The organism is Bacteroides sp. AF20-13LB, assembly GCF_003603065.1.
In the GTDB taxonomy this organism is placed as follows: domain Bacteria; phylum Bacteroidota; class Bacteroidia; order Bacteroidales; family Bacteroidaceae; genus Bacteroides; species Bacteroides uniformis.
In genome coordinates, this window is record NZ_QTMH01000007.1 from 130,586 (window position 1) to 156,122 (window position 25,537).

At 42.2% G+C, this 25,537-nt stretch carries 21 protein-coding genes and 1 tRNA gene; 9 read left to right on the top strand and 13 right to left on the bottom strand.

The genetic code is table 11. The annotated features are described in order from the left end of the window. Positions 1–14: 14 nt before the first annotated feature. The 4 genes from DWX62_RS09765 to DWX62_RS09780 are packed head-to-tail and all read right to left on the bottom strand — an operon-like array spanning position 15 to position 6,862. Positions 15–3,122, bottom strand: coding sequence for a TonB-dependent receptor (locus DWX62_RS09765; protein ID WP_005827922.1), 3,108 nt, complete (start codon positions 3,120–3,122; stop codon positions 15–17). A gap of 27 nt (positions 3,123–3,149) precedes the next feature. Next, entirely contained in the window at positions 3,150–4,325 is a 1,176-nt protein-coding gene (locus tag DWX62_RS09770; protein WP_005827920.1) for an AGE family epimerase/isomerase, read from the bottom strand. 23 nt (positions 4,326–4,348) lie between these two features. Next, on the bottom strand, positions 4,349–5,749 hold the full coding sequence (locus tag DWX62_RS09775) for a sugar porter family MFS transporter (RefSeq protein ID WP_005827917.1): 1,401 nt from the start codon (positions 5,747–5,749) through the stop codon (positions 4,349–4,351). A 12-nt stretch (positions 5,750–5,761) separates the two neighbouring features. Continuing rightward, entirely contained in the window at positions 5,762–6,862 is a 1,101-nt protein-coding gene (locus DWX62_RS09780; RefSeq protein WP_087332654.1) for a DUF4434 domain-containing protein, read from the bottom strand. Between the two features lie 238 nt (positions 6,863–7,100). Here DWX62_RS09780 and DWX62_RS09785 point away from each other — a divergent pair, with 238 nt between their 5' ends. Next, the gene (locus DWX62_RS09785; RefSeq protein ID WP_087332655.1) at positions 7,101–8,309 is read left to right on the top strand and encodes an ROK family transcriptional regulator; all 1,209 of its coding nucleotides are present in this window, start codon (positions 7,101–7,103) and stop codon (positions 8,307–8,309) included. On the opposite strand, the gene DWX62_RS09790 is transcribed toward DWX62_RS09785, so the two are convergent. The 5 genes from DWX62_RS09790 to DWX62_RS09810 all read right to left on the bottom strand — a co-directional run bounded on the left by DWX62_RS09790 (position 8,306) and on the right by DWX62_RS09810 (position 14,487). Then, the gene (locus tag DWX62_RS09790; protein ID WP_243636261.1) at positions 8,306–8,764 is read right to left on the bottom strand and encodes a WbuC family cupin fold metalloprotein; all 459 of its coding nucleotides are present in this window, start codon (positions 8,762–8,764) and stop codon (positions 8,306–8,308) included. The genes DWX62_RS09785 and DWX62_RS09790 overlap by 4 nt on opposite strands. Then, positions 8,764–9,111, bottom strand: a complete 348-nt coding sequence (locus DWX62_RS09795; protein ID WP_087332657.1) for a UpxY family transcription antiterminator — start codon at positions 9,109–9,111, stop codon at positions 8,764–8,766. The genes DWX62_RS09790 and DWX62_RS09795 overlap by 1 nt, the downstream gene beginning before the upstream one ends. Beyond that, positions 9,090–10,196 (bottom strand): Wzz/FepE/Etk N-terminal domain-containing protein, encoded by a 1,107-nt coding sequence (locus DWX62_RS09800; RefSeq protein WP_005827908.1) that lies wholly within the window; start codon positions 10,194–10,196, stop codon positions 9,090–9,092. The genes DWX62_RS09795 and DWX62_RS09800 overlap by 22 nt, the downstream gene beginning before the upstream one ends. 8 nt (positions 10,197–10,204) lie before the next feature. Then, positions 10,205–12,673 (bottom strand): SLBB domain-containing protein, encoded by a 2,469-nt coding sequence (locus DWX62_RS09805; RefSeq protein WP_005827906.1) that lies wholly within the window; start codon positions 12,671–12,673, stop codon positions 10,205–10,207. Between the two features lie 140 nt (positions 12,674–12,813). Next, on the bottom strand, positions 12,814–14,487 hold the full coding sequence (locus tag DWX62_RS09810; RefSeq protein WP_117681626.1) for an SDR family NAD(P)-dependent oxidoreductase: 1,674 nt from the start codon (positions 14,485–14,487) through the stop codon (positions 12,814–12,816). Between the two features lie 199 nt (positions 14,488–14,686). Here DWX62_RS09810 and DWX62_RS09815 point away from each other — a divergent pair. The 8 genes from DWX62_RS09815 to DWX62_RS09845 all read left to right on the top strand — a co-directional run bounded on the left by DWX62_RS09815 (position 14,687) and on the right by DWX62_RS09845 (position 21,573). Then, positions 14,687–14,759, top strand: a tRNA-Thr gene (locus DWX62_RS09815). Between the two features lie 380 nt (positions 14,760–15,139). Next, entirely contained in the window at positions 15,140–15,445 is a 306-nt protein-coding gene (locus tag DWX62_RS09820; protein WP_120172790.1) for a hypothetical protein, read from the top strand. A gap of 113 nt (positions 15,446–15,558) precedes the next feature. After that, positions 15,559–15,726: a hypothetical protein gene (locus tag DWX62_RS21925; protein WP_022402117.1), complete on the top strand. Its 168-nt coding sequence runs from the start codon at positions 15,559–15,561 to the stop codon at positions 15,724–15,726. Between the two features lie 244 nt (positions 15,727–15,970). Continuing rightward, positions 15,971–16,882: a TolB family protein gene (locus tag DWX62_RS09825; RefSeq protein ID WP_005836075.1), complete on the top strand. Its 912-nt coding sequence runs from the start codon at positions 15,971–15,973 to the stop codon at positions 16,880–16,882. Between the two features lie 66 nt (positions 16,883–16,948). Beyond that, a complete protein-coding gene (gene mltG / locus DWX62_RS09830) occupies positions 16,949–17,980 on the top strand; it encodes an endolytic transglycosylase MltG (RefSeq protein WP_005827888.1) in 1,032 nt (343 codons plus the stop codon). Between the two features lie 76 nt (positions 17,981–18,056). After that, a complete protein-coding gene (locus tag DWX62_RS09835) occupies positions 18,057–19,649 on the top strand; it encodes a thiamine pyrophosphate-dependent enzyme (RefSeq protein WP_005836071.1) in 1,593 nt (530 codons plus the stop codon). Positions 19,650–19,653: 4 nt separating this feature from the next. Further along, complete coding sequence (locus DWX62_RS09840) at positions 19,654–20,235, top strand: indolepyruvate oxidoreductase subunit beta (RefSeq protein ID WP_009036846.1); 582 nt, start codon at positions 19,654–19,656, stop codon at positions 20,233–20,235. 30 nt (positions 20,236–20,265) lie between these two features. Then, positions 20,266–21,573 (top strand): phenylacetate--CoA ligase, encoded by a 1,308-nt coding sequence (locus DWX62_RS09845; RefSeq protein WP_005827882.1) that lies wholly within the window; start codon positions 20,266–20,268, stop codon positions 21,571–21,573. Between the two features lie 538 nt (positions 21,574–22,111). Here DWX62_RS09845 and rplT read toward each other — a convergent pair. The 4 genes from rplT to thrS all read right to left on the bottom strand — a co-directional run bounded on the left by rplT (position 22,112) and on the right by thrS (position 25,491). Then, a complete protein-coding gene (gene rplT, locus DWX62_RS09850; RefSeq protein WP_004289896.1) occupies positions 22,112–22,462 on the bottom strand; it encodes a 50S ribosomal protein L20 in 351 nt (116 codons plus the stop codon). Positions 22,463–22,562: 100 nt separating this feature from the next. After that, entirely contained in the window at positions 22,563–22,760 is a 198-nt protein-coding gene (gene rpmI, locus DWX62_RS09855) for a 50S ribosomal protein L35 (protein ID WP_005827880.1), read from the bottom strand. A gap of 67 nt (positions 22,761–22,827) precedes the next feature. Next, positions 22,828–23,430 (bottom strand): translation initiation factor IF-3, encoded by a 603-nt coding sequence (gene infC / locus DWX62_RS09860; protein WP_005827878.1) that lies wholly within the window; start codon positions 23,428–23,430, stop codon positions 22,828–22,830. Between the two features lie 120 nt (positions 23,431–23,550). Then, positions 23,551–25,491, bottom strand: a complete 1,941-nt coding sequence (gene thrS / locus DWX62_RS09865; RefSeq protein WP_005836068.1) for a threonine--tRNA ligase — start codon at positions 25,489–25,491, stop codon at positions 23,551–23,553. Positions 25,492–25,537: the final 46 nt, after the last annotated feature.

Below are 25,537 nucleotides of genomic sequence, written 5' to 3' on the forward strand. Positions count from 1 at the left end.
ATAATAATTAGTAATTATAACTCTACGTGTATTCCGATATTAAATACACGCTGTAAAGGATATGCCAATGCAGCACCACCTGCAGACTCCGGATCGCGATCCTTCAACCACATCTTATCCCAAACCGCCAAATTTTGTCCATTCAAATAGATACGTGCTGTAGAAATCCGCAATGAACTCAAAAACTTTTTAGGCAATGTATATCCAATTTCTACATTTCTTAATTTTATATAATCAGTATTTTGTACAAAATGATCTGTTACAACAGTATTATTCGTTGTTGAATGTGCAGCAGGTATACGTGCATTCTTATTTTCAGCAGTCCATCTCTCCAAATTGATTTTGCTACTTGGATATGTATATAAATAAGCAGTTCCACCTGTCGATGCATTCATCAGCATACTAAAATCAAAATTCTTATAGGTCACTCCTAATGATAGTCCACTCATACTACGAGGCACATTATTCACTTTAATAGGTACTCTATCAAACGCATCAATAACTCCATCTTTATTTGTGTCTACATACTTAATATCTCCAGGAACTACTGTACCAAAACTTTGTGTTGGACTATTTCTGATATCCTCTTCATCTTGAAAAAGTCCCGCCGATTTATATCCAAGTACATAACCAATTTCATAACCTCTCAGATCTTGATAATCAAAAGCTGGTATCGGTTCATCATTCTCAAGAACTTTATTACGCGCATAAGTCATTTGCAAATTAGCGAAAATTGACAAATCTTTATTTATACGCTTATTAAAACGAAGCTCTGCCTCAATACCTTTATTCTCTACTTTACCAGAATTCCTAGGAGCAACATTAGTTATACCAACATAATCAGGAACATCTCCAGGAGTAGTCAAAATATTATTTCTTTTTTCCCAGAAGTAATCAAAAGTAAACTGCACAGCATTATCCTTAAATAAGGACAAATCAAAGCCTACGTTACCTTTCGCTGATTTCTCCCAAGTAACAAATTTATTACCAACTCTACTCTCATTATATCCAGCTACTGATTGTGGAGACACTCCAAATTGATAGGTTCCCATAGCAGTTCCACCAGGAGTAAATTCCGTAATATACAGCCAACGTTGTCCACCAATTTTATCATTACCCACAGTTCCATAAGATCCTCTTAATTTAATTAGTTGGATCCATGATGGTAAAGATATAAATTTTTCATCACTCAACACCCATCCTGCAGAAAATGAAGGAAAAAAACCATAACGCTTTTTAGGAGGGAAATTTTCTGAACCGTTATAACCAATATTGGCTTCTAAATAATAACGAGTATCAAAATTGTAAGCAATACGGCTACTGATTCCTTGATAAGCATATGGGAGTTCGGCATTTTGCGAACGTAAGGTTCTATTTCCTAAAAGTTGTGCGCTAATTTGATGTTTCTCCGCAAAAGTTCTATCATAATTAAGACGTACATCCAGATAAGTATAACGCTCCACCCAACGGCTGTCAGTAGTCGATAAGCGAGATTTTACACTATGTGGTTGATAAATAGCTTCACCAGTAGCATCCTTGCCTTTATACCAAAATGAATCAAATGATTGTAATCTTGTCGTATGCTGATAGTTATTGCTTTCAAAGCTAAAATAAACCTGAGCACTCAATCCTTTGGTTATAAAATCTAATTTATGTTTTGCCGACAATGTTCCTGACATCACATTTGTATGCCTGGTGTAATAACCACTCTGAGTAACAATGCCATAAGGGTTCTGCTGAAAAGGAATTTCAAGGGCGCTACCAGCTCCCAATGTTCCATCCGGATTAAATACCGGTTGAGAAGACGGAGAACGCGTTGTAATAACACTAAACACATTAGAAAAATCACTACCAGGTCCAACACGAGTTTCCAGTCGTCCGGCCAAATCAATACGTATATTCAGCATTGAAGTTGCGTCCAAATCAACATTGGAACGAAAATTATATCTATCAAACTTACTTTTTACACCATAATTCTTTTCAAAAATATCCTGATGTTTCAAAAGAGTCCCTTGATTTACATAGCTTCCGGAAATAAAATATCGCAGTTTTCCCAATGCACTTCCTGATATATTGATATTATATTGGCTCTGCATAGAGTTCTTCTTCAAAATTTCATCAAACCAGTTAACGTTAGGATATAAGTAAGGATCTGAACCATTTTTAATAATATCCAATACTTCCGGCGTATAGCGTTCAGTCTGTCCATCATTCATATCCATATCTCTATAATAAAGAGCTTGCTCATAAGAACTCATTGTTTCGGGCAGACGAATAGGTTGCTGAACCGCTTGTTGAACAGTAAAAGAAATAAGCGGTTTTTCACGATCAACTCCTCGTTTAGTAGTCACAACAATAACTCCATTAGCACCTTGTATACCATAAAGAGAGGATGAAGACGCATCCTTCAAAATTGTTACAGACTCAATTTCATTAGCATCTAACTGATTAAAATCTGTTTGAGAACGAGGTAAACCATCTATAACAACTAGCGGGTTTGATGTCCCATATGTACCGACACCACGGATAAATAGAGAAGACGCATCTTCGCCTGGCTGTCCAGAAGTCTGTACAGTAATCAATCCTGGCAATTTACCCGCCAAAGCATTACTAAGATTTGCAACAGGACTCTGTTTTAATTCTTTCGTTTGAATTGTAGATATAGCCCCTGTCACTGAGCGCCGAGTCTGTCTATTATTCATACCTACAACCACTACTTCATCTAGAAATTGCGAGGATTCTTCTAATATAATATCGAAAGAAGTTTGCTGTCCTATCTTTATTTTTTTCTCATCAAAACCAATAAATGAAATACTTATTTCTGCATTTTTCGAAACTGATAATGTGAACTTACCATCAATATCTGTAATAGTACCATTACCCTTTTTATTCAGTTCTACAATGTTGGCACCAATAATTGGTTCCCCTTTGTTATCCTTTACTACTCCAGTTATTTTAATACTTTCTTGCAGAGAGAAATATATACCTTCCGTTTCATTCGCATATGTTTCCCAAACAGAATACGCAAAAGCCTTTTCACCTATTATCCCCAATAATAGGAATATACACAAGGAGATATACTTCCTTGAAAAACAATGTCTAACGATTGTGTTTTTTTTCATGATCTTATAGAAATTAAGTTATACAAATTATATATTACTCTTTAATTGTTCTAAAATCTGCCAGCATTGATATAGCCCTCGTGGAACATGAAAACATCCCTTCCATTTGCCACCTTTCAAAGGCAATAGAACTTCACCTCTACGATTCAAATACCCAAACCACTCTGGATATTCAGTATCTTTGAAATGACTCCATGTATAGTCATGCACTCGCTCAAACCACTCCAAACAATTTTTATCACCCGTCAATTGATATCCCTTTAGCATTGATATCAATGTTTCAATATGAACCCACCATAATTTCTGATCCCATTCCAGTTGCTGTGGAGGACATTTATCACGATCCATGAAATAGACAATCCCACCATACTCCTTATCCCAACCATATTCAGCCATTGTTAAAGTAATATCTTTAGCTTTCTCTATTAATTCTGGACGATTCAATCGTTTACCTAAATCCATTATAAACCACATCGCTTCAATAGCATGTCCTGGAGTCACTTGCCGTCCTTCAAATGAATCAGAAAGTTCCCCACTAGCAAGTACATTTTCTACAATAATACCTCCCAACTCCGGGCGGTAAAAGACCTCCATTACTTCATGAATACAAGTATCAATTGTACTCATTAGAAATTTGTCATCCAGAAGATGCTCTATTTCTAAAGACAGATTACAAAGGATCATAGGCAAGGCAAATCCTTTTAAATTGCGGGTTCCTGGATAAAGTTTATTCCATTTACCTTTAGGATTATCCACCTTTGATAATACAATATCAAAAGTTCTTTTGGCAATATCTGCATACTCTTGATTACCTGTAGCTAAGCTAAGTTGCCCGAAGGCCATCGTAGCAAATGTATAAGAGAAGATATTATAGGGTTCCACCAAAGGAGCCCCCTTCCGGTCCAAAGAAAAATACCAGTTATAATTGCCATCATGACCATGCTTTTTCAAGAATTCACCACCTTGAACTGCACAATCCAGCCACTCTTTCTGCTTTTCCACTTTATTATAAAGCATGGAAAATAACCAAACTTCACGGCCTTGAAGCCAGACAAATTTATCCGTATCGAATACTTCACCTCTACGATTCAAACAAGTGTAATAACCACCCTGCTCAAAGTCTTGCGAGCGATGCAACCAGAAAGGAAGTACATTTTCAAAAAGTTCATTTTTGTACTGCGCTGCTAACTGTTTAAAGTCCATAATTCATATTTTTATAAGGTCGATTATTTTTTCATCCAATAGCGTTCTATTTCTTCCAAAGACTTACCGGTAGTCTCAGGAATCAATTTCCAGACAATCAGAAGATAAGGTATACACATCACAGCAAACAACAAGAATGTCCCAGCGGGGGTAAGATTCTGAAGCATCCATGGTGTCAGTTGTCCTACAAGATAAGTACCTACCCATAAGGAACATCCGGCTAGAGACATTGCCATCCCACGAATACGGATAGGATACATTTCCGAAAGCAGTACAAAAATGACTGCACAAATAGAAATAGCACAACAAAAAACATAAAACAAAAAGAAAAACAACAAGAAGTTATTTGGCAAATTGAGCGTTTCAGCAAAACTAAAATAAAATCCAATTAATAATAATGAAAGTATCATACCAGACACACCATAATACACAAGTTTCTTTCGTCCAACTTTATCTATAATGAAAACTGCAATAACTGTGGTCACAGCATTAACTACACCTACCAGCACTTGACTAAACAGAGCATCTCCACCTGACAGACCTGCTTCTTCAAAAATGGTAGGTCCATAATAAAGTACCGCATTTACTCCCATAAACTGTCCAAGGATAGCAATGGCCGCCCCTATTAATACTGCTTTGAGAATTCCTGGTTGCAACAAAAAACTCCAATCGGATTTAACTTCTGACCGAATGACGGATTTTATTTCTTGCAATTGCTCTGTAGTATCTTGTGGAACAAGATATATTTTCTGAAGAATACTCTTTGCTAAACCATCACGTCCTTTCAATATCAACCAACGTGGACTTTCTGGAATAAAGAAGAGTATAAAGAAAAAGAGTAATGATGGAATACAAGAAAAGCCCAACATGCCTCTCCATACCTCTGAAACAAAAATCAGGTTCAGCCAATCAACACTTAGCACAAGTCCACTCTGAGACAAATGGAGTAATTGTAAATTTGTCAAATATGCACCTAAAAAACCTATAGTAATAGCTAATTGATACAAAGCAACCAACCGTCCCCGATACTGAGCTATTGAAACTTCCGATATGTACAAAGGAGATACAACAGAAACAATTCCAATACCTATACCTCCCAACATACGTGCAAACACCAGTTGTTCCAAAGAGTCACTAAATGCACAGCCAATACCTGATACTGAAAAAAAGACCGCTGCTATCAACATTGTTACTTTCCTTCCCCACATATCGCTCAACTTACCAGCAAACAGTACACCTATAATAGAACCGATCAAGGCACAACCAACAAACCAACCAATCTGGATTTCATCCAATCCAAACTTCACAGTTACTTGAGATATAGTTCCTGAGATGACCGCAGCATCATACCCAAACAAAAAGCCTCCCAAAGCTGCCACGACAGACAAAAATATTAAATAAGAAAAATTTATATTTGACTTCATACCTATTATATATTATTTGATTCCAAAATATTCTTTATATCTGTCATATAAGTGTCCTGCCTGCAGATAAGCAGATTGTGGACTCATAAAATGAGAGAATTCAAAAGTAATAGCTTTATCATAACCTGCACGTTTAGCTGCTTCCAATTTCATACGAAGCTTATCAAACTTAATGGGCAAGAAACGGATAGGCATATCACGATCAAATGTCTCTGCATTAGTCCAGCACTGTATACCATATTTATCTGCTAATTTTTTATTTATAGTAAAGAACGTATCTAACTCATCATAATCTATATGTCCATCCTGAAAGGCACAAGCATCAATAACTTCATGGATACCATAAAAAATTTCGTTCCATTCTTTTTCATGTTCTTCCACAGATATCACATCCGCTTTTGTCAACTGCCCCCCATTTACCATAACAGCCTTTTTCCCATCAATCCAAGGAGATATAAAAGTAGGTAAGCCACCAGAGACATCTTTACACTGCTTACCCATAGTATAAAATGCATTAATAGCTCCCTTAGTTTTCCGGCTAATTTCACCACTTATATACCAACCACCAAAACTTTTATGATGTTTCCCATAACGCTTCCAAACCTCATCAATAACATATTTATTATCTTCCACCTCCCAACTTAACTCCCCCGTATCCCAATAACGCCCAGAATCATACAAACCAAAATAGAAGATCATATCATACTTATCAGCCAAATTCAAAAACATATCCACCAAATCTACAGAAGGCATATAGCAACCTTTCTTGAGCAGATATTCAGAAGGATAAGTAATAAACTTCCTATAACCTGAACGTATTAAAATAACAGTGTCAATCCCCATTCCCTTCATATATTGAAAATCTCGTTCCCATTCCCTTACCCCCCAATTCTGGTGAGGAATATCATGCGAAATCTCATCTAAAAACGTTCCAGTTATTTTCAACCCATTATTTAAGAGAGTATCAGACTTACTTTCCCAAGTATTTTCCAGTACTTGAGATAGCTCTATATTACTATTGGGAATAGCACTCAAAAATGAGGGGACTGTAAATAGTGAAGCTCCAGCTAATACTGACTTTTTTAGAAAATCTCTTCGATTATTTGCTCTCATTTGTTTTAGGTTTTTCTTAGTATTCTTTTATTTATCTGCTACAAATATAGATATATTTATTAAATATGCAATAATTAATAAAAGATTTTATTAATATAAATCCAATAATTAACTTATTTAATTAATATAAAATAAAATATTCTCTCAGAATGATAGAAATTATATCATTTCATAAGGAGATACAACAATTTACAAAATTATTTTAGTATATTTGGCAGAAATACATAAAAGTATCACTATGAACCAAGCGCTATTAAAAGAAATAGAAATGGGAAGCAAGAATGCTCTTCTCAAAAAGAGGATCATTACGCATTATATATACAATGGTAGTTCCACCATTACTGATTTATCCAAAGAGCTGGATTTAAGTGTGCCTACAGTAACCAAATTTATCAGCGAAATGTGCGATGATGGCTATATTAATGATTACGGAAAGTTAGAAACTAGTGGAGGACGTCATCCCAGCCTCTATGGACTCAATCCTGAATCAGGCTATTTTATAGGAGTAGACATCAAAAAGTTTGCCATTAATATTGGACTTATTAATTTCAAGGGTGATATGGTAGAACTGAAAATGAATATCCCATATAAGTTTGAAAATACCCAGGAAGCCTTGGAGAAACTATGTAAACTCATCAGTAATTTTACAAAGAAAGCAGGAATCAATCCAGAAAAGGTATTAAACATTTGTATCAATATATCAGGGCGAGTTAATCCTGAATCAGGTTACAGTTTCAGCATGTTTAACTTTTCCGAACTTCCGTTAGCAGAAGTATTAGCCAAGAAAATCGGATATTCCGTTTGTATAGATAATGACACTCGTGCCATGACTTATGGAGAATATATGCAAGGATGTGTCAAAGGAGAAAAGAATATCATCTTTGTAAATATAAGTTGGGGACTTGGCATTGGAATCATTATAGATGGAAAAGTTTATACCGGTAAATCTGGATTTTCTGGAGAATTCGGACATGTCAATGTATTCGACAATGAGATTCTATGCCACTGTGGCAAAAAAGGATGCTTGGAAACAGAAGCATCCGGTTCTGCTTTGCATCGTATTTTGTTGGAACGTATCAACAACGGAGAATGTTCCATATTATCCAGTCGTATAGCCACTAAAGAAGACCCACTCACACTGGACGAAATTATTGCAGCAGTAAACCAAGAAGATTTACTCTGTATTGAAATTGTGGAAGAAATTGGCCAAAAGTTAGGAAAACAAATTGCAGGATTAATCAATCTATTCAATCCTGAACTGGTAATTATAGGAGGAACACTGTCATTGACTGGGGATTACATTACACAGCCTATAAAAACCGCTGTGAGAAAATATTCTCTGAATCTAGTAAACAAAGATTCGGTTATTATAACTTCCAAACTAAAAGACAAGGCGGGTATTGTAGGGGCATGTATGCTTGCACGAAGCAGGATGTTTGAGAGCTAAAGTTCCAACATCCGCTTCATAAAAGCCTTTATTCCTTCTGCATCAGAAGTCTGAGGAGCCCACGAAGCCAAATCCTCTGAGGGTAGAGGCTGATATGGGCCTTTTTTAATTTCAAAAATAACGGTACCTGACTCCAAGGCAATAATACTATGCCATGTATTAGAAGGAATTTCCAGACCATATCTACCTTCCGAAGGATTGAGGCATACCTTATCTGTTACATTACCGGCATCATCATAAAAAAATGCCAGCAGACTTCCACGCAAAACCAGATAAGTTTCTTCCTTATCTGTATGACGGTGAGGAGGAAGATAAGTTCCCGGTTCCAAAGCATTCAGCAACCGATGAATAGGAGCATCCATAGACGCATGAAAATTATAATTCATACGTAAACGAGAATTCTCCTTAGCATGTGAGGTAACGGTATCCAGCAGTTCTTCTGTAATCAGCTTCATCATAACTTCAGCAATTGGGCAAACTTGGCAGGAAGTTCTGCTTTGCCCGCCTCAATAGACAAACTTTTTCCTTCATTATCTACTAATATAGCAGCCTTCTGCAAGGAAGCCAATGAGGCAACTTCCGACACATTACCGGCAACAAACAAACATCCGGAAAAAAGAGGAGTAATCACCTTCCGGGTATGCCCTTTCCATTTTACAAACACAGCCTGCATCGGGCAATATGTAGTATATCCCGCAGCATTCAAACGCTGCATCAACTTATGTTCAGACTTGGGTGCTGTGTACAATGCATGCCAGCACATCATATCATTATCCGTCATCATATTGTTTGCTTTTTCCATCCCTTTAATAAATCTTTTACAAATAATATCCATCCCACACTGCCGACACCTGCCAAGAACATGAAGCCGATCAAAATCATCAATTTATTGGGCTTTGCAGGCTTCAAAGGTACCGTAGCCGGCTGAACAACCGTATATACCGGTGTAATCTCCTGTACCTTAGCTCTTGCCATCTGCAATTGTTGAGACACTTGTGTATATACTTGATAGGCTAAATTCATTTCATTCTGTAAACGCTCTTGCTCTGCGCGATAACTCAGCAATATTATATTCTGGTTTGCATCTACAAAATTTGCGTATTTCTTCTGGGCAGACTCATAACTGGCCTTTGCTTCTCCATAAAGTTTTTCGGTAAATGCCAAATCATGACGAGCCTTATTAGTCCGATAATCTGTGATGTAGTTCTGCAGGCAATGCATCACGGTATCCGTCAGCGAAGCAGATATCAAAGGATCCTGCATAGTAACAGACAAGGTTGTCACACCTGTCTTTTTGTCTACGGAAACAGAGATACGTTTACTTAAAGCATCTGCAATGGCAGACTCATCTTTAGTAAGACGAAAAGGATCCAGCTTTGCATCCCCCTCTTCCGGTTCATCCTTAAACAAAGACAATGTCCATCCCAACACCTTAAAAGGAGCGGAGAAAATTGCACTCCACCAAGGAGAACGCTGTTCTTCTTTCAAATAAGCATATAAAGTCGTGTCTACTTTTGCTTTCTGATCCTTGACTTTAACATCGAACAGTTCAATCAGAAAAGGAGTAGAACTTACAATATCAGGATAAAGTTCGGGTGACAAAGCATCTTCACCAGAAGAAGTACCCAAATTGATACCCGCCATGGCTGCAAGGGCTCCCATACTTCCGCCACCAGATTTGCCACCACTCTCTGGAGCCAACGTCACACTTGTAGAGTACTCCTTAGGAATACTAAATGCAACAACCAGTCCAACAAGGGCAGCGATACCACACGCCTTAAAAACCAATTTGCGACTAGCCCATACTTTCTGGGCCAGTTCTATCAAATCTATTTCTTGTTCCTCTGGTTGTGGAGAAGTTATGTTTTGTATTCTTTCTTCGCTCATAATTCAAATTACTTAAAGAGATTAACCATAGTCGCAATCATCGCTGCAATAGAAGCTGTCGTACTTCCCATTCCCAGAATTTCAGCAGTAGTCATCTTCTTTTTCTGTTCTTTACTTGGAACAATTATTTCACAACCAGGTTCAATGGCTTTCTTGTTTCCTGCTCTTAAACGAGAAACTGTACCATTCATGTATATTACATAGACCTTGCGTTTCTTGGCGTCATTACCAAAGCCACCAGCCTGGTTGATGTAATATTTCAAGCTTTCACCCTTTTTATATAAAACTGTATTCGGATACATTACAGCACCGTTGATTTTCACTGTACTTACGTACTCCGGAACAAATAATACATCTCCCTCGCGAAGCACCATATCAGCATCTGAACCAGGATTTTTCAAGGCCTCTCCCAGATTTATACCTACAGAATAGGTATCGGACAAATCCAATCTTTTTACAGATATGGAATCTCCGCCTCCCGCTTGCGCCATACGCAGAGCATCTTCCTTACGGCGGAATTCTTCTTCGGTCATCCTACGTATAAGACGCGCTCCTTTTATATAAGCATCGGGAGTTACTCCACCAGCCTTAGCTATCAAGTCACTCAAACGTTCATTCTTTTTCGATAGTGCATAATTACCGCTAAAAAGGACTTCTCCGCCCACCATAACATTCTGTTGTTTAAAATAGGACGGACTCTTACGAACATAAATTTCATCAAAAGGCTCAAGATGGAAATCCTGGCTTCCTTCTCCCACCAATAAGCCATCTTTCAAATCAAAAGAGAAATTCTGGCCTACTGTAGTACTGAAAGATGTACTCTTCGGATCTTTCATGCGCCGTGCAACTTCAACCTTTGTTGTAGCCGCCGCCTCCAACAAGCCACCAGCCTGCAACACCAAATCCTCTACTGTCATTTTATCAGAATAAAGATATGTACCCGGATTGGCAACTTCACCATGAATGGTAAGTGTAGCTTCTTCCTTCAAGTCATGAATACTTGGAATATATAAAATGTCATTCTTCTGCAAAGGAATATCTGCAGCCGTCCCGTTCAGCAAACCTTTCACATCTACTTGTATAACCTCATGCGACAAGTCTTCAAGTTCACGATCGATTATAGCACGGTTTAAGAATGCATCTCCGCGAAGTCCTTCCGCTTTCTTAATCAGCTGCTTCACTGTATTCATCGTACCGTCCAACTGATACAAACCTTCACGATATACAGCACCGCGGATTTCCACACGATTCTCAAAACGCTGTAAAACGGAATCAACCGTTATCTTATCACCGTCATCTACGCGGAATACGGAATAATCCATCTCATCCACATTATAAATTTGATGCTCACGTCCACTTTTACGGATTATACGTAATGCTTTCTTATAAGCATCACCCGTAAAACCACCTGAATACTTCAATAATGTACCTACGGTTTCAGTGGGTTTCATTTCATAAAACATCGGACGTTTTACCTTACCTAATATCTGTACCAGTGACTGGTAAGGATCCACAAGAATTACATCACCATCCTGCAGACGGATGTCATCCTTCATTTTTCCTTTCATAAGTAAATCATAAACATCCAAATCCGCTATTGTATTTCCATTGCGAATCACTTTAATACTGCGCAAACTACCAATCGGGTTCACACCACCTGCACGATATAAAGCATGAAATACGGAAGCAAATGATGAGAGGGTATAAGTTCCGGGCACCACAACTTCACCCATAACGTTTACTTGAATAGAACGTATTTCTCCTAATGTCAGTTTAACTTGGGTAGACGGAACATTTCCGGTTACTCCAGAATATATTCTGGCAAATTCTTGTTTCAAATAATTATTGGCTTCCTTTACAGTTTTGCCACTCAGATAAACCGGTCCTAAATTATTCACAAGAATACTTCCTTCCGGAGAGATTGTTTGTCGAATCGTTGTTTCAGAAGCTCCCCACACATCAATAATCACCTCGTCACCAGGCCCCAGACGATAATTCTCGGGAGTAGCAACATTCACATTGGGTTCGAAAGTCAAATTATCGTTAGTAAAAATATTATGACCATAAATTTGCGAAGTCGGATCCTCTGTTTCCTTCTCTTGAGACAAGGAACGATTATCCATCATTTGTAAAGAATCCCCTGCAACATCCGTTTGTCTGGCAGAATAAGTTTCCGAAGTTGTACGCAGCCCTTTGACTACGCCACTCATTTCACCACGTTGACGAGAACGCTTCTCATCTTGGGTATTGCTCTGCGGACTTCCAGATTTAGAGTTTTCATACTTTTTCTGAATTCTTTCAACTTGTTCCTTTGTCACTCCCCGCCGCATTAATTCAGTAGTAATCTGCTTTTGATTTTTGCCCATCTGCTGAGCGCTTTTTACATACTGAACAACCTGATCATCTGACATCTGCTGAGCAAAAGCTACCCCTGACAAAGTAAATACCAAAAAGAATAGTGTTATTAATCTACGCATAAGATATTCTGATTAATCTTTTGAGTTCTTGTAATAAATATAAATCGGGCACAAAGGTAATATATTATTTTTATAATATACATTTATTCCACCTCTAAGTTTCAGAAAAAGCATTAAAAAACTGTCACTTTCACGTCTTTTCATCGGGTAGAAGAAAGCGGAAAAATTGGCACTATTTTTTTCATTAGTCCAATCAAAATAGCCTTTTTTTCAGTATAACTATGTTGCACCAAGGCCAGCACTTCTTCCCGCACATGTTCATAATCATCAACAGATGCCTTTTCACGCTTTATCTTTTCACCGATTACAGAATCCAAAAGTCCATCCCCAGGCCCTCCCACAATGTACACTTCTCCCCCATCCCCCATGACTCCCACTTCCAGGGTGAGCATACAAGCTTCAGACAAGGTAATCAAACAATGAGTATTCGTCGGATACACCTCACCCAAACGTACTATGAACATATCAGTTTCCCTTGTGTCGCGTTTCAACCTGCAATCAGATGATTGCACATATATTTCCGCCACACGCTTACTATATTCCATAGCATTCTCCGGATGACGTGCATTAGCAGCAGATATCATAACCATACGGGACACTCTATACTTTGCCGCCAGGTCCGCAATATTCACTGTCCCCGATATATTCGTTTGAATTGCCTCCGATACAAAATCATCCATCAGTTGTACATGCTTATACGCAGCAGAATGAAAAACAAGTTGAGGACGTGTTTCTTCAAATATAGCCTCCATACGCGTACGGTTAGCAACATCTGCAACCAATACACGGACCTCCAGATTCTTCCAATGATCAGACAATTCCAACTGTACATCATACAATGGGGATTCTGCCTGATCTACCAGAATCAACTGATAAGGATTCAGTGTAGCCAACTGGCGAACGATTTCCCTTCCTACAGCTCCCGCCGCTCCCGTAACCATTACTCTACGCCCCTCGATATGGGCCGTAATTTTACGCATGTCAACTTGCACCGGTTCTCTACGGAGCCAATCTTCTATTTGAATGTCCTTTATCAGTCCATCGTCCATACAATCGCTTAAGGGAGGAACGGTCATTACATGAATATCATGAGAGAACAGTTTATCCAGCATTCCGGAATTTTCCAAATCCGACACCTTGCTTGGAGAGATAATGATTGTATCCACTTTCTTTTTCTTTAGACGGTCAAACAGCTGCTCATCATTGGGATATACCCTGCATCCCATCGTATGTTTACCTATCATATCAGGTTCGTCCGAAATAAAGCCACGCAGGCGATAATGATTATTACGACTAACTCTCAAGGATTTTGCAACATTGACTCCAGTCCCATGGAATCCATAAATAAAAACATTCACGCAATGACGTGCATCAAAAGCAATAGCTTCATAAAGCATCTTCACAGCAATGCGCATACAAGCCATCAGAGAGAAGGTGAACATATATGCCATAAACAGAATGCTGTTCGGCAAAGTTTCTCCAAGCCCCGAAACAGACCAACAGTAATTCCCTAAAAACAGTACAGCATAGCTTATCGTAAGACTCCAAAACACACGATAAATATCCACAAAAGAGGAAAAACGGATAACACCCACATAAGTACGGAGAATATGAAAGAAACAGACATTACACAAGACAGCCAAAATGGTCAGCCATACATACAAAGAAATTTCATAAGATACGGACGAAAGCCTATATTGCAAAAAACATGCAGAAAGCATGGAAATCACAACGATAATTACATCTACCAACAACACCGTCCATTTGGACGCTATGCGTGAAGAAAGATATTTATAATAGATTCTTAAATTCATAATCAGTATCAGACTTATTTGCTATAGGACCTACGACAAAGATGCTTCTTTTCGTTTTATTATCCAATTTTTATGGCAATAAAGTTCAGGACATTCAAATAGAAAATTATCCCACTAAAATATTTCTAAAAAAAACAGAGATTCTTTTTGCCTTTTCAAATAAAGATGTACCTTTGCACCCCGTAAATAAAAGCTTATTGCCGCTATAGCTCAGTTGGTAGAGCAACGCATTCGTAACGCGTAGGTCGCCAGTTCAAGTCTGGCTAGCGGCTCGATATTCAAGCACTGATTATCTGGAATAATCAGTGCTTTTTCTTTTCAAGAATCGTTAGAATAAAAAAACGCTCTTCTACCAATATATTTGCATAAAACACAATGCCCTTCCAAACAATTTAATCCATAGCCGCATAATTATCCCAAAGCAAGTAAAGCAAGTTTAAAACAGCACCATCTGATTACAATGATAACTTGAAACATATAGGCACATTATTAAAAACATAATACACCTTATATTATACATAGTAATTCCCAATATTTGCGGCAACTTTTCAATAACCCGATTTTTCAATCTTAAATAAAGGATTGAGGTGATTGAAGAACACAAGCCAAAATCAAAAGGCTACCATAGATTCCTATAACATACTATAAAAAAATGAAAAGAATCAAGTTATTTACAGCGGCTTTGCTGCTGGCGGCTATATCCGCAGGAAACGATGTGTGGGCGCTTTCCGATTCAAGAAAGAAAGACACGCGTCCGGTAAAATCACCCCAATTCTTCAGTGGAAACGCCAACCCGCTGTTGGATTTCATTTTTGTGGCCGACCCGACATCGGTGGAATACAACGGAAGGCTCTATGTGTATGGAACCAATGACACCCAGCAACTGGACAGTGTGGGAAAAGACGGCAAAAACACATACCAATACATCCCATTCACTGGTCATGCTGTCCACCGATGACATGGTAAATTGGACTTATCACGGACTGATTGACGTAAAGGCCCTCTCGCCATGGGGTATAGCCTCATGGGCGCCATCCATCGTATCGCGGGTGGAATCGGACGGTAAGACGTATGCTGGTGAGCCAGTTCACCCAAGGATTAGGCCACTGCAGGGCTCCTTTCGACCCGGGTGCCGTGATAGATGACGAAGGTACAGGATGGTTGTCATTCGGTGGAGGCGGAAAGGGGGAAGTCGGCACCGACTACATGCCCGCATTGTCCGCTTGGGCAAAGACCTGATTAGTCTGGACAGCGAGATAGTAGAGACAAAAGCTCCCTATCGTACATGACTTCGCACACGCCGCTCGACACCGACAACTGGCAGTATGTGGACAACTATTTCAAGAATCCCGGAGACTATTCATATGATAAGCACTACGCATTCGACCATCACTACAGATTCTCTCTGAAAAAAGCATGCTCCGACTATGTAGTTTCCAATAAAAAATGTATCTTGCGGAGATTTATTAAATACGATATGAACATGAAACCCTATCTAATCCCCTTCTTTGCAACTGTTGCACTGACCGCAACCGCTCAACAAAAAAACGAGATTACCAGCGTCCTCGAAATACTGGATGTAACTAACGGTAACCGGACCGTCGTAAAAGAATTTCCCTACCGGATTGAAGCTCCCAATTGGACGCCCGACGGGCAATGGCTGCTATACAACAGCGACGGAAAGCTTTACCGCCTTTCCCCCACCTCGCCTGCCGAACCGGAACTGATAAACACCGGATTTGCCCAAAACTGCAACAACGACCACGTCCTCTCGGCCGACGGACAGCAGATAGCCATCAGCCACGGGACGAAAGAAGACTATAAATCGCGCATTTATACACTTCCCATCACGGGCGGCACTCCCCGTTTAATAACACCTATGGCTCCCAGCTACCTCCACGGCTGGAGCCCCGACGGCAAAGAGCTTGCCTATTGCGCCGAACGAAACGGCAACTATGACGTCTATACCATCCCAGCGGAAGGAGGTGAAGAAACCCGCCTGACCACTGCCGAAGGTCTGGATGACGGACCGGAATATTCCCCCTGCGGACAATACATCTGGTTCAATTCCGTACGCACCGGACTCATGCAAGTCTGGCGCATGAAGGCAGACGGCTCCGAACAGACCCAGATGACCTTTGACGAAACCCGTAACTCCTGGTTCCCCCACATCTCCCCTGACGGAAAATCCGTTGTATTCATCACCTACTACAAAGGTGACCTGGAACCGGGAGAGCACCTGGCAAACAAGAACGTAGAGCTGCGCCTAATGCCCGCAAACGGTGGAGAACCCAAGACATTGTTAAAGCTTTTCGGTGGACAAGGCACCATCAATGTCAACTCATGGGCACCGGACAGCAAACGCATAGCCTTCGTCAGCTATCGAATTAACTGATATGACTTGATGGTTTTCACTCCATTTTTTACTAACTTTGCCCGACTAAAGATGCAGTAAAACAAAATGGAAAAGAAGAAAATCATTATCGGAACATTCGTCGCACTGATTCTTATTGGAGCAGCTTGTGCAGGAACAGTATACTACTATCTGTTTGCCCCGCAATTCCATCCGAAAAAGACAGTCTATATCTATATAGACCGCGACGACACCGCCGACTCCATATATAATAAGGTGGAACAACAAGGCCATCCTCGAAGCTTCACCGGCTTCCGCTGGATGGCCCAATACAAGAAATATTCCGAAAATATACACACCGGACGCTACACCATCCGGCCGGGGGAAAACGTATATCACGTATTCAGCCGTCTGTACCGCGGATATCAAGAACCTACGAATCTCACCGTCGGCAGCGTACGCACACTGGACCGGCTGGCACGCAGCGTAGGCAAACAGCTCATGATAGACTCCGCCGAAATAGCCGGATTGATGAACGACTCCGCATTCCAACAAAAACTGGGATACAACAAAGAGACCCTGCCCTGCCTCTTCATCCCCGAAACCTACCAAGTCTATTGGGACATGAGTGCAGAAGAGTTCTTCGAAAGAATGCAAAAAGAGCACCAGAAGTTCTGGAACCAGGAACGCTTAGACAAAGCCACCGCCATCGGAATGACCCCGACGGAAGTCTGCACCCTTGCCTCCATCGTCGAGGAAGAGACAAACAACACTCCCGAAAAACCAATGGTGGCAGGGCTCTACATCAACCGCCTGCACACCGGCATGCCCCTGCAAGCCGACCCTACCATCAAATTTGCCTTGCAGGACTTCGGCTTGCGGAGAATTACGAATGCCCATCTGGCAGTAGAATCCCCCTACAATACCTATCTCAACACCGGACTACCTCCCGGTCCCATACGCATCCCCTCACCCATCGGGCTGGATGCTGTGCTGAACCATACGAAACACAACTACCTCTACATGTGTGCCAAAGAGGACTTCTCGGGCACCCATAACTTTGCATCCAATTATGCCGAGCACATGAAAAATGCAAGAAAATATTGGAATGCATTAAACGAAAGAAAGATTTTCAAGTAATCTGCTGATAAAATAAAAGCAAAATCCTATATTTGCGTCAAATATTAATCCATGACTAACACTTAAATATTCAGATATGAGCAAGCAACTCTTACTTGGCGATGAAGCCATTGCACAAGCTGCATTAGATGCCGGACTTTCGGGTGTATATGCCTATCCCGGCACTCCTTCTACGGAAATCACCGAATATATTCAGATGGCACCGATTACTGCCGAAAAGAATATCCATAACCGCTGGTGCTCTAACGAGAAAACTGCGATGGAAGCTGCCCTGGGCATGTCCTTTGCAGGTAAGCGTTCATTGGTGTGCATGAAGCACGTGGGTATGAACGTAGCTGCCGACTGTTTCATCAATTCCGCCATTACCGGAGTAAAAGGCGGTCTGATAGTCATTGCTGCCGACGACCCCAGCATGCACTCCTCACAAAACGAGCAAGACAGCCGCTTCTATGGCGACTTCTCCCTCATCCCGATGTACGAACCAAGCAACCAGCAGGAAGCATACGACATGGTGTACAACGGATTCAACTTCTCCGAACAGACCGGCGAACCCATCCTGATGCGCATGGTTACGCGCCTGGCACACTCCCGTTCCGGCGTAGAGCGCAAGGAGCAACAACCGCAGAATGAGATTTCCTTCAGCGAAGACCCGCGTCAGTTCATCCTCCTGCCGGGTAATGCACGCAAACGTTACAAAGCATTGCTGCAACGCCAGGACGAATTTATCAAAGCTTCTGAAAACTCCGCTTACAACAAATATACCGACGGCCCCAACAAAAAGCTGGGTATCGTGGCATGCGGCATCGGCTACAACTACCTGATGGAGAACTATCCCGAAGGTTGCGAATATCCGGTACTGAAAATCGGACAATACCCGTTGCCCAAGAAACAGCTGATGCAGCTGGTAGAAGCATGTGACGAGATTCTGGTACTGGAAGACGGACAACCGTTCGTAGAAAAACAGCTAAAAGGCTATCTGGGCATCGGCATCAAAGTAAAAGGCCGTTTGGACGGCACTCTTTCACGAGACGGAGAGCTGAACCCGGACAGCGTGGCACGTGCCGTAGGCAAGGAGAACAAGGCTGAATTCAGCGTTCCTTCTCTGGTAGAGATGCGCCCGCCCGCTTTGTGCGAGGGTTGCGGCCATCGCGACATGTACACGGTGCTGACCCAAGTATTGAAAGAAGAATATCCCACTTATAAGGTGTTCAGCGACATTGGTTGCTACACGCTGGGAGCCAATGCCCCATTCAACGCCATTAACTCTTGCGTGGATATGGGCGCCTCCATCACCATGGCGAAGGGTGCTTCGGATGCCGGCCTGCATCCTGCCGTAGCCGTCATCGGCGACTCCACCTTCACCCACTCGGGCATGACGGGACTGCTGGATTGCGTCAACGAAAACGCCGACGTCACCATCGTCATCTCCGACAACGAAACCACCGCCATGACCGGAGGACAAGATTCTGCCGGCACCGGACGTCTGGAAGCCATCTGCGCCGGCATCGGTGTAGCTCCCGAACACATCCGCGTCGTAGTGCCCTTGAAGAAAAACTACGAAGAGATGAAGCAAATCATCCGGGAAGAAATCGAGCACCACGGCGTATCCGTCATCATCCCCCGCAGAGAATGTATCCAAACATTAGCACGCAAAAAAAGAAACAAGTAAAGCCATGAAAAAAGACATCATACTTTCCGGCGTAGGAGGACAAGGTATCCTCTCCATCGCCACCGTAATCGGCAAAGCAGCCCTCAAGGACGGACTCTACATGAAGCAGGCAGAAGTACACGGCATGAGCCAGCGAGGCGGCGACGTGCAGTCCAACCTGCGCATCAGCGACCAACCCATCGCTTCGGACCTCATTCCCACAGGAAAATGCGACCTCATCATCTCCCTGGAACCGATGGAAGCACTGCGCTACCTCCCCTACCTCAGCCCCGAAGGTTGGCTGGTGACCAATGAAGCCCCCTTCATCAACATTCCCAACTATCCGGCAGAAGAAGACATCAAGGCCGAAATCAACAAGCTGCCGCATAAAATCATGCTGAACGTAAACGAAGTGGCAAAAGAAGTCGGCTCTCCCCGCGTAGCGAACATCGTACTGCTGGGCGCCACCATCCCCTTCCTCGGCATCGACTACGCAAAGGTGCAAGACAGCATCCGCGAAATCTTCCAACGCAAGGGCGACGCCATTGTAGAGCTGAACCTCAAAGCGTTGGCTGCCGGCAAAGAGATTGCTGAAAAACTGATGTAAACTATAATTGACTCTAAATTTCAACATACCATGAATAACAAATACTGGGAAGAAGAGATTGAAACGATGCCCCGTGAGCAGTTGCGCGAACTGCAACTGCAACGGTTAAAAAAGACTGTCAGCATTGCCGCCAACTCTCCTTATTATAAAAAGGTATTCCAAGAGCATGGCATCACTGCCGACAGCATCCGGTCTATAGAAGACATACGTAAGATACCGTTTACTACCAAGGCCGATATGCGCGCCAATTATCCTTTTGGATTAGTAGCAGGCGATATGCGTGAGGACGGAGTACGTATCCATTCTTCCAGTGGCACTACGGGCACGCCGACGGTCATCGTACACTCCCAACACGATTTGGACTCTTGGGCTAACTTAGTGGCACGCTGCCTCTATATGGTAGGTATCCGTAAGACGGATGTTTTCCAAAACAGCTCCGGTTACGGCATGTTCACCGGAGGACTGGGCTTTCAGTATGGAGCCGAACGTCTGGGTGCGCTGACTGTTCCTGCCGCTGCCGGAAACAGCAAGCGTCAGATAAAGTTCATCACCGACTTCAAGACCACTGCCCTGCATGCCATTCCCAGCTATGCCATCCGCTTGGCAGAGGTATTCCAGGAAGAAGGGATGGACCCCGCCGGCACAAGTCTGAAAACGCTTGTTATCGGTGCCGAACCCCACACAGACGAGCAACGCAGAAAGATTGAACGCATGCTTGGCGTCAAAGCCTATAACAGCTTTGGTATGACTGAAATGAACGGTCCCGGCGTAGCCTTCGAGTGCACCGAACAAGACGGCATGCACTTCTGGGAAGATTGCTACCTGGTCGAAATCATTAACCCGGAAACCGGCGAACCCGTACCGGAAGGTGAAATCGGCGAACTGGTACTGACAACGCTGGACAGAGAGATGATGCCCCTCATCCGCTACCGTACACGCGACCTTACCCGCATCCTGCCCGGCAAGTGCCCTTGCGGACGTACCCACATCCGTATAGACCGCATCAAAGGCCGTAGCGACGATATGTTCATCATCAAGGGAGTCAATATCTTCCCCATGCAGGTGGAAAAGGTGCTGGTACAATTCCCCGAATTGGGCAGCAATTACCTCATCACGCTCGAAACGGTCAATAACCAGGATGAGATGATTGTGGAAGTTGAACTTAGCGACCTCTCTACTGACAATTACATCGAGCTACAAAAGATTAGCAAAGCCATTACCCGCCAGCTGAAAGACGAGATTCTGGTAACTCCGAAGTTACGGTTGGTAAAGAAAGGTTCCTTGCCGCAGAGCGAAGGAAAAGCCGTCAGGGTAAAAGACTTACGGGACAACAAATAAACTTAAAAAAACTCTTTTCAAAACAGACCATCTGTTCACCCGATACAGATGGTCTGTCTTGTATAAACACATCATCTATCTTCCCTTGACACATCATCTGTTTCAGCATCACGTATCATCGTTTCACAATCACCCACATCCGCATAAAACGAAAGAGGAACGGTTATCCAAACAGATTACCGTTCCTCTTTTATAGAAAGCCGCACCGATGATGTGATGAAACTCCGTATGACATGATTTGAGTGCTCCTCCTCTTTGTAATCCACCGACTCAAGAGTTACCCCGAAGGGCGTGGCCCGCCATTGAGAAGCGAAGCTTGTCTCGGTATTTCATAAAAATTGATGAGTTTCCCGATCCAATCAATGCGGCTATTTTTTCTATAACAAAGGTAATGAGTTTCTATGAAAGAAACAAGTAAAAGCAGTAAATTGTTTCAAGTCCTTTTCAAGTTTTAACCCCTCCCCGGAGTATCAGAAAACAAAAAGTGCTGACTACCAAAAGAGTAATCAGCACCTCGTAATTTATCTGCTAACTGTTTTTATGCAGCCTTTGCTTTAGCAACGATAGCCTTGAAAGCTTCCGGATGGTTCATCGCTAAATCAGCCAACACTTTGCGGTTGATTTCGATACCAGCTTTGTGCAAAGCGCCCATCAGCTTAGAGTAAGACATACCTTCCAGACGAGCGGCAGCGTTGATACGCTGAATCCACAAAGCACGGAAGTTTCTCTTCTTGTTCTTACGGTCACGGAACGCATAGGTCAAACCTTTTTCCCAAGTATTCTTGGCAACGGTCCAAACGTTCTTTCTTGCACCAAAGTAACCTCTGGTCAATTTCAAAATTTTCTTTCTTCTTGCTTTAGAAGCAACATGATTTACTGATCTTGGCATAGTTTTACTTGTTTTTGAATGTTAGCGCCGTTACTTCACGCAGCGGACTTAAAGCTAATGCATTCGGTTAATAACTTTAATACTTTTGTACGCTTTTCAATTACTTCATTGCTAAGAGCTCTTTCACCTGGCTTACATCTGTTGTACTAACAAGTGTAGAGTAGCACAAGTTTCTTTTCTGCTTCTTAGTTTTCTTAGTCAGGATGTGACTATGAAAAGCGTGCTTTCTTTTGATTTTACCTGTTCCGGTAAGAGTAAATCTCTTTTTAGAACCGGAGTTAGTCTTCATCTTTGGCATCTTTTTTAAACTTTTTAATTATTAAATTATATGGCAACGCACTATACCTATGGCGTTACTCACTTCTTTATTCTTCTTCGGTTTCAGCCGACGCAGCCTTTGGCGCATCTTCTGCAGGCTTGGGAGCCGCGCTCTTCTTAGGTGCCGCCACTTTCTTCGGAGAGAGTTGGATTGTCATTCTCTTTCCTTCCAAAACCGGCATCTGGTCTACCTTCGCATAGTCTTCCAAATCATTGGCAAAACGGAGCAGCAACACTTCACCTTGCTCTTTGAACAAGATAGAACGGCCTTTAAAGAATACGTAGGCTTTCACCTTATCGCCATCTTCCAAAAAGCCTTTGGCATGCTTCAACTTGAAGTTATAATCATGGTCATCAGTCTGAGGTCCAAAACGTATTTCCTTCACGTTCACCTTCACCTGCTTTGCCTTTTGTTCTTTCTGACGCTTCTTTAACTGATAAAGAAATTTAGAATAATCAATAATACGACAAACAGGGGGTTGTGCATTTGGAGAAATCTCCACGAGATCCGCTTCATGTTCTTCAGCAAGTCTTAAAGCCTGCGCTATCGGATACACTTTTGGTTCTACTTCATCGCCCACTATGCGGACTTCTTTGGCCCGGATTTGTTCGTTAATCCGATGTTGCCCTTTTAAGCTGTCATTCTTCATTAAATAACGTTTACTTCCAGTTTGTTTCTTATTTACTATTCCCAAATTAATGTTTTTGTTAAGTAAAAGCGAACTTTAGAACATCTAATATATGCTATGCTTCTACAATTGGGCGCAAAGTTACCATTTATTTATCATATTCTGAACTTCTTCGTTCATTTTTTTGGCAAATTCTTCAAATTTCATGGTTCCTTTATCACCTTCTCCCTGCTTGCGGACAGCAACTTCCTTGTTTTCAGCCTCCTTTTCACCTACAACCAGCATGTACGGAATACGCTTCATCTCATTGTCACGAATCTTACGACCAATCTTTTCATTACGTTCATCCACAATGGCACGGATGTCATATCGCTTCAAATATTGTTTCACTTCATGCGCATAGTCGTTGAACTTCTCGCTGATAGGCAGGATGGCAACCTGGTCAGGAGTCAGCCACAACGGGAACTTACCGGCCGTATGCTCAATAAGCACAGCCACGAAGCGTTCCATGGAGCCGAACGGAGCACGGTGAACCATTACGGGACGGTGCTTCTGATTGTCAGCACCGGTATATTCCAGCTGGAAACGTTCCGGCAGGTTGTAGTCCACCTGGATGGTACCCAGCTGCCAACGGCGACCGATGGCATCCTTCACCATGAAGTCCAGTTTAGGACCATAGAAAGCGGCTTCTCCATATTCTATTTTTGCCTTCAGCCCCTTTTCTTCACAAGCTTCGATGATGGCGCGTTCTGCTTTTTCCCAGTTCTCGTCGCTACCGATGTATTTTTCGCGGTTCACCTTGTCACGCAAGGAAATCTGTGCCTCGAAGTTCTCGAAGTCCATAGATTCGAACACGATGGAGATAATGTCCATGACACGGAGGAACTCATCCTTCACCTGGTCCGGACGGCAGAAGATATGCGCATCATCCTGCGTAAAGCTACGTACACGTGTCAGACCGTGCAACTCGCCACTCTGCTCGTAACGGCAAACCGTACCGAACTCTGCCAAACGCAAAGGCAGGTCTTTGTAAGAACGGGGTGAGTTCTTGTAAATCATACAGTGGTGAGGGCAGTTCATCGGTTTCAAGAAGTACTCTTCCCCTTCTTCCGGCGTATGTATGGGCTGGAAGGAGTCCTTACCATATTTTGCATAATGGCCGGAAGTGATGTAAAGCAATTTGTTGCCGATGGGTGGACACATTACTTCCTGATAATCGTAACGGGCCTGGATGCGACGTAAGAAGTCCTGCAAGCGGATACGCAGTGCAGTACCTTTGGGCAGCCACATCGGGAGTCCCTTACCTACAGTGTCGGAGAACATGAACAAGTCCATCTCCTTACCGATTTTACGGTGATCGCGCTTCTTTGCCTCTTCCAGCAGAACAAGATACTCATCCAGCATCTTCTTCTTCGGGAAGGTGATACCATAGATACGGGTCATCATCTTACGGTCTTCTTGTCCACGCCAATAAGCACCGGCAACGGAAGTCAGCTTAATAGCCTTGATAGGAGCTGTGGTCATCAAGTGAGGGCCACGGCACAAGTCGGTAAATGCACCCTGCGTATAAGTTGTGATGTGGCCGTCTTCCAATTCGGAAATCAGCTCGCATTTATAAGTTTCTCCACGGTCACCAAACATCTTCAAAGCATCTGCCTTGGCAATGTCTTGTCTGACAACCGCTTCTTTCTTAGCCACCAGTTCAGCCATCTTTTTCTCAATGGCCGGCAGGTCAGCTTCCTTGATAGTCGTTTCACCCGGGTCCACATCATAGTAGAAACCGTTTTCGATAGCAGGACCTATACCGAACTGGATGCCCGGATAGAGTTCCTGCAAAGCTTCGGCCAGCAGGTGGGCACTGGTATGCCAAAAGGCATGCTTACCCTGCTCATCCTCCCATTTATAAAGAACCACTTCAGCGTCTTGCATGATAGGACGCCCCAAATCATAAATTTCTCCGTTCACGCCACAAGCCAGCACATCTTGTGCCAATCGAGAACTGATGCTTTCTGCAATCTGCAGTCCCGTTACTCCTTCGTTATATTCACGAACAGAGCCGTCTGGAAATGTTATCTTTATCATAGTTTATATGTATATTTCATTTTTCAGAACGCAAAAATAGCTAATT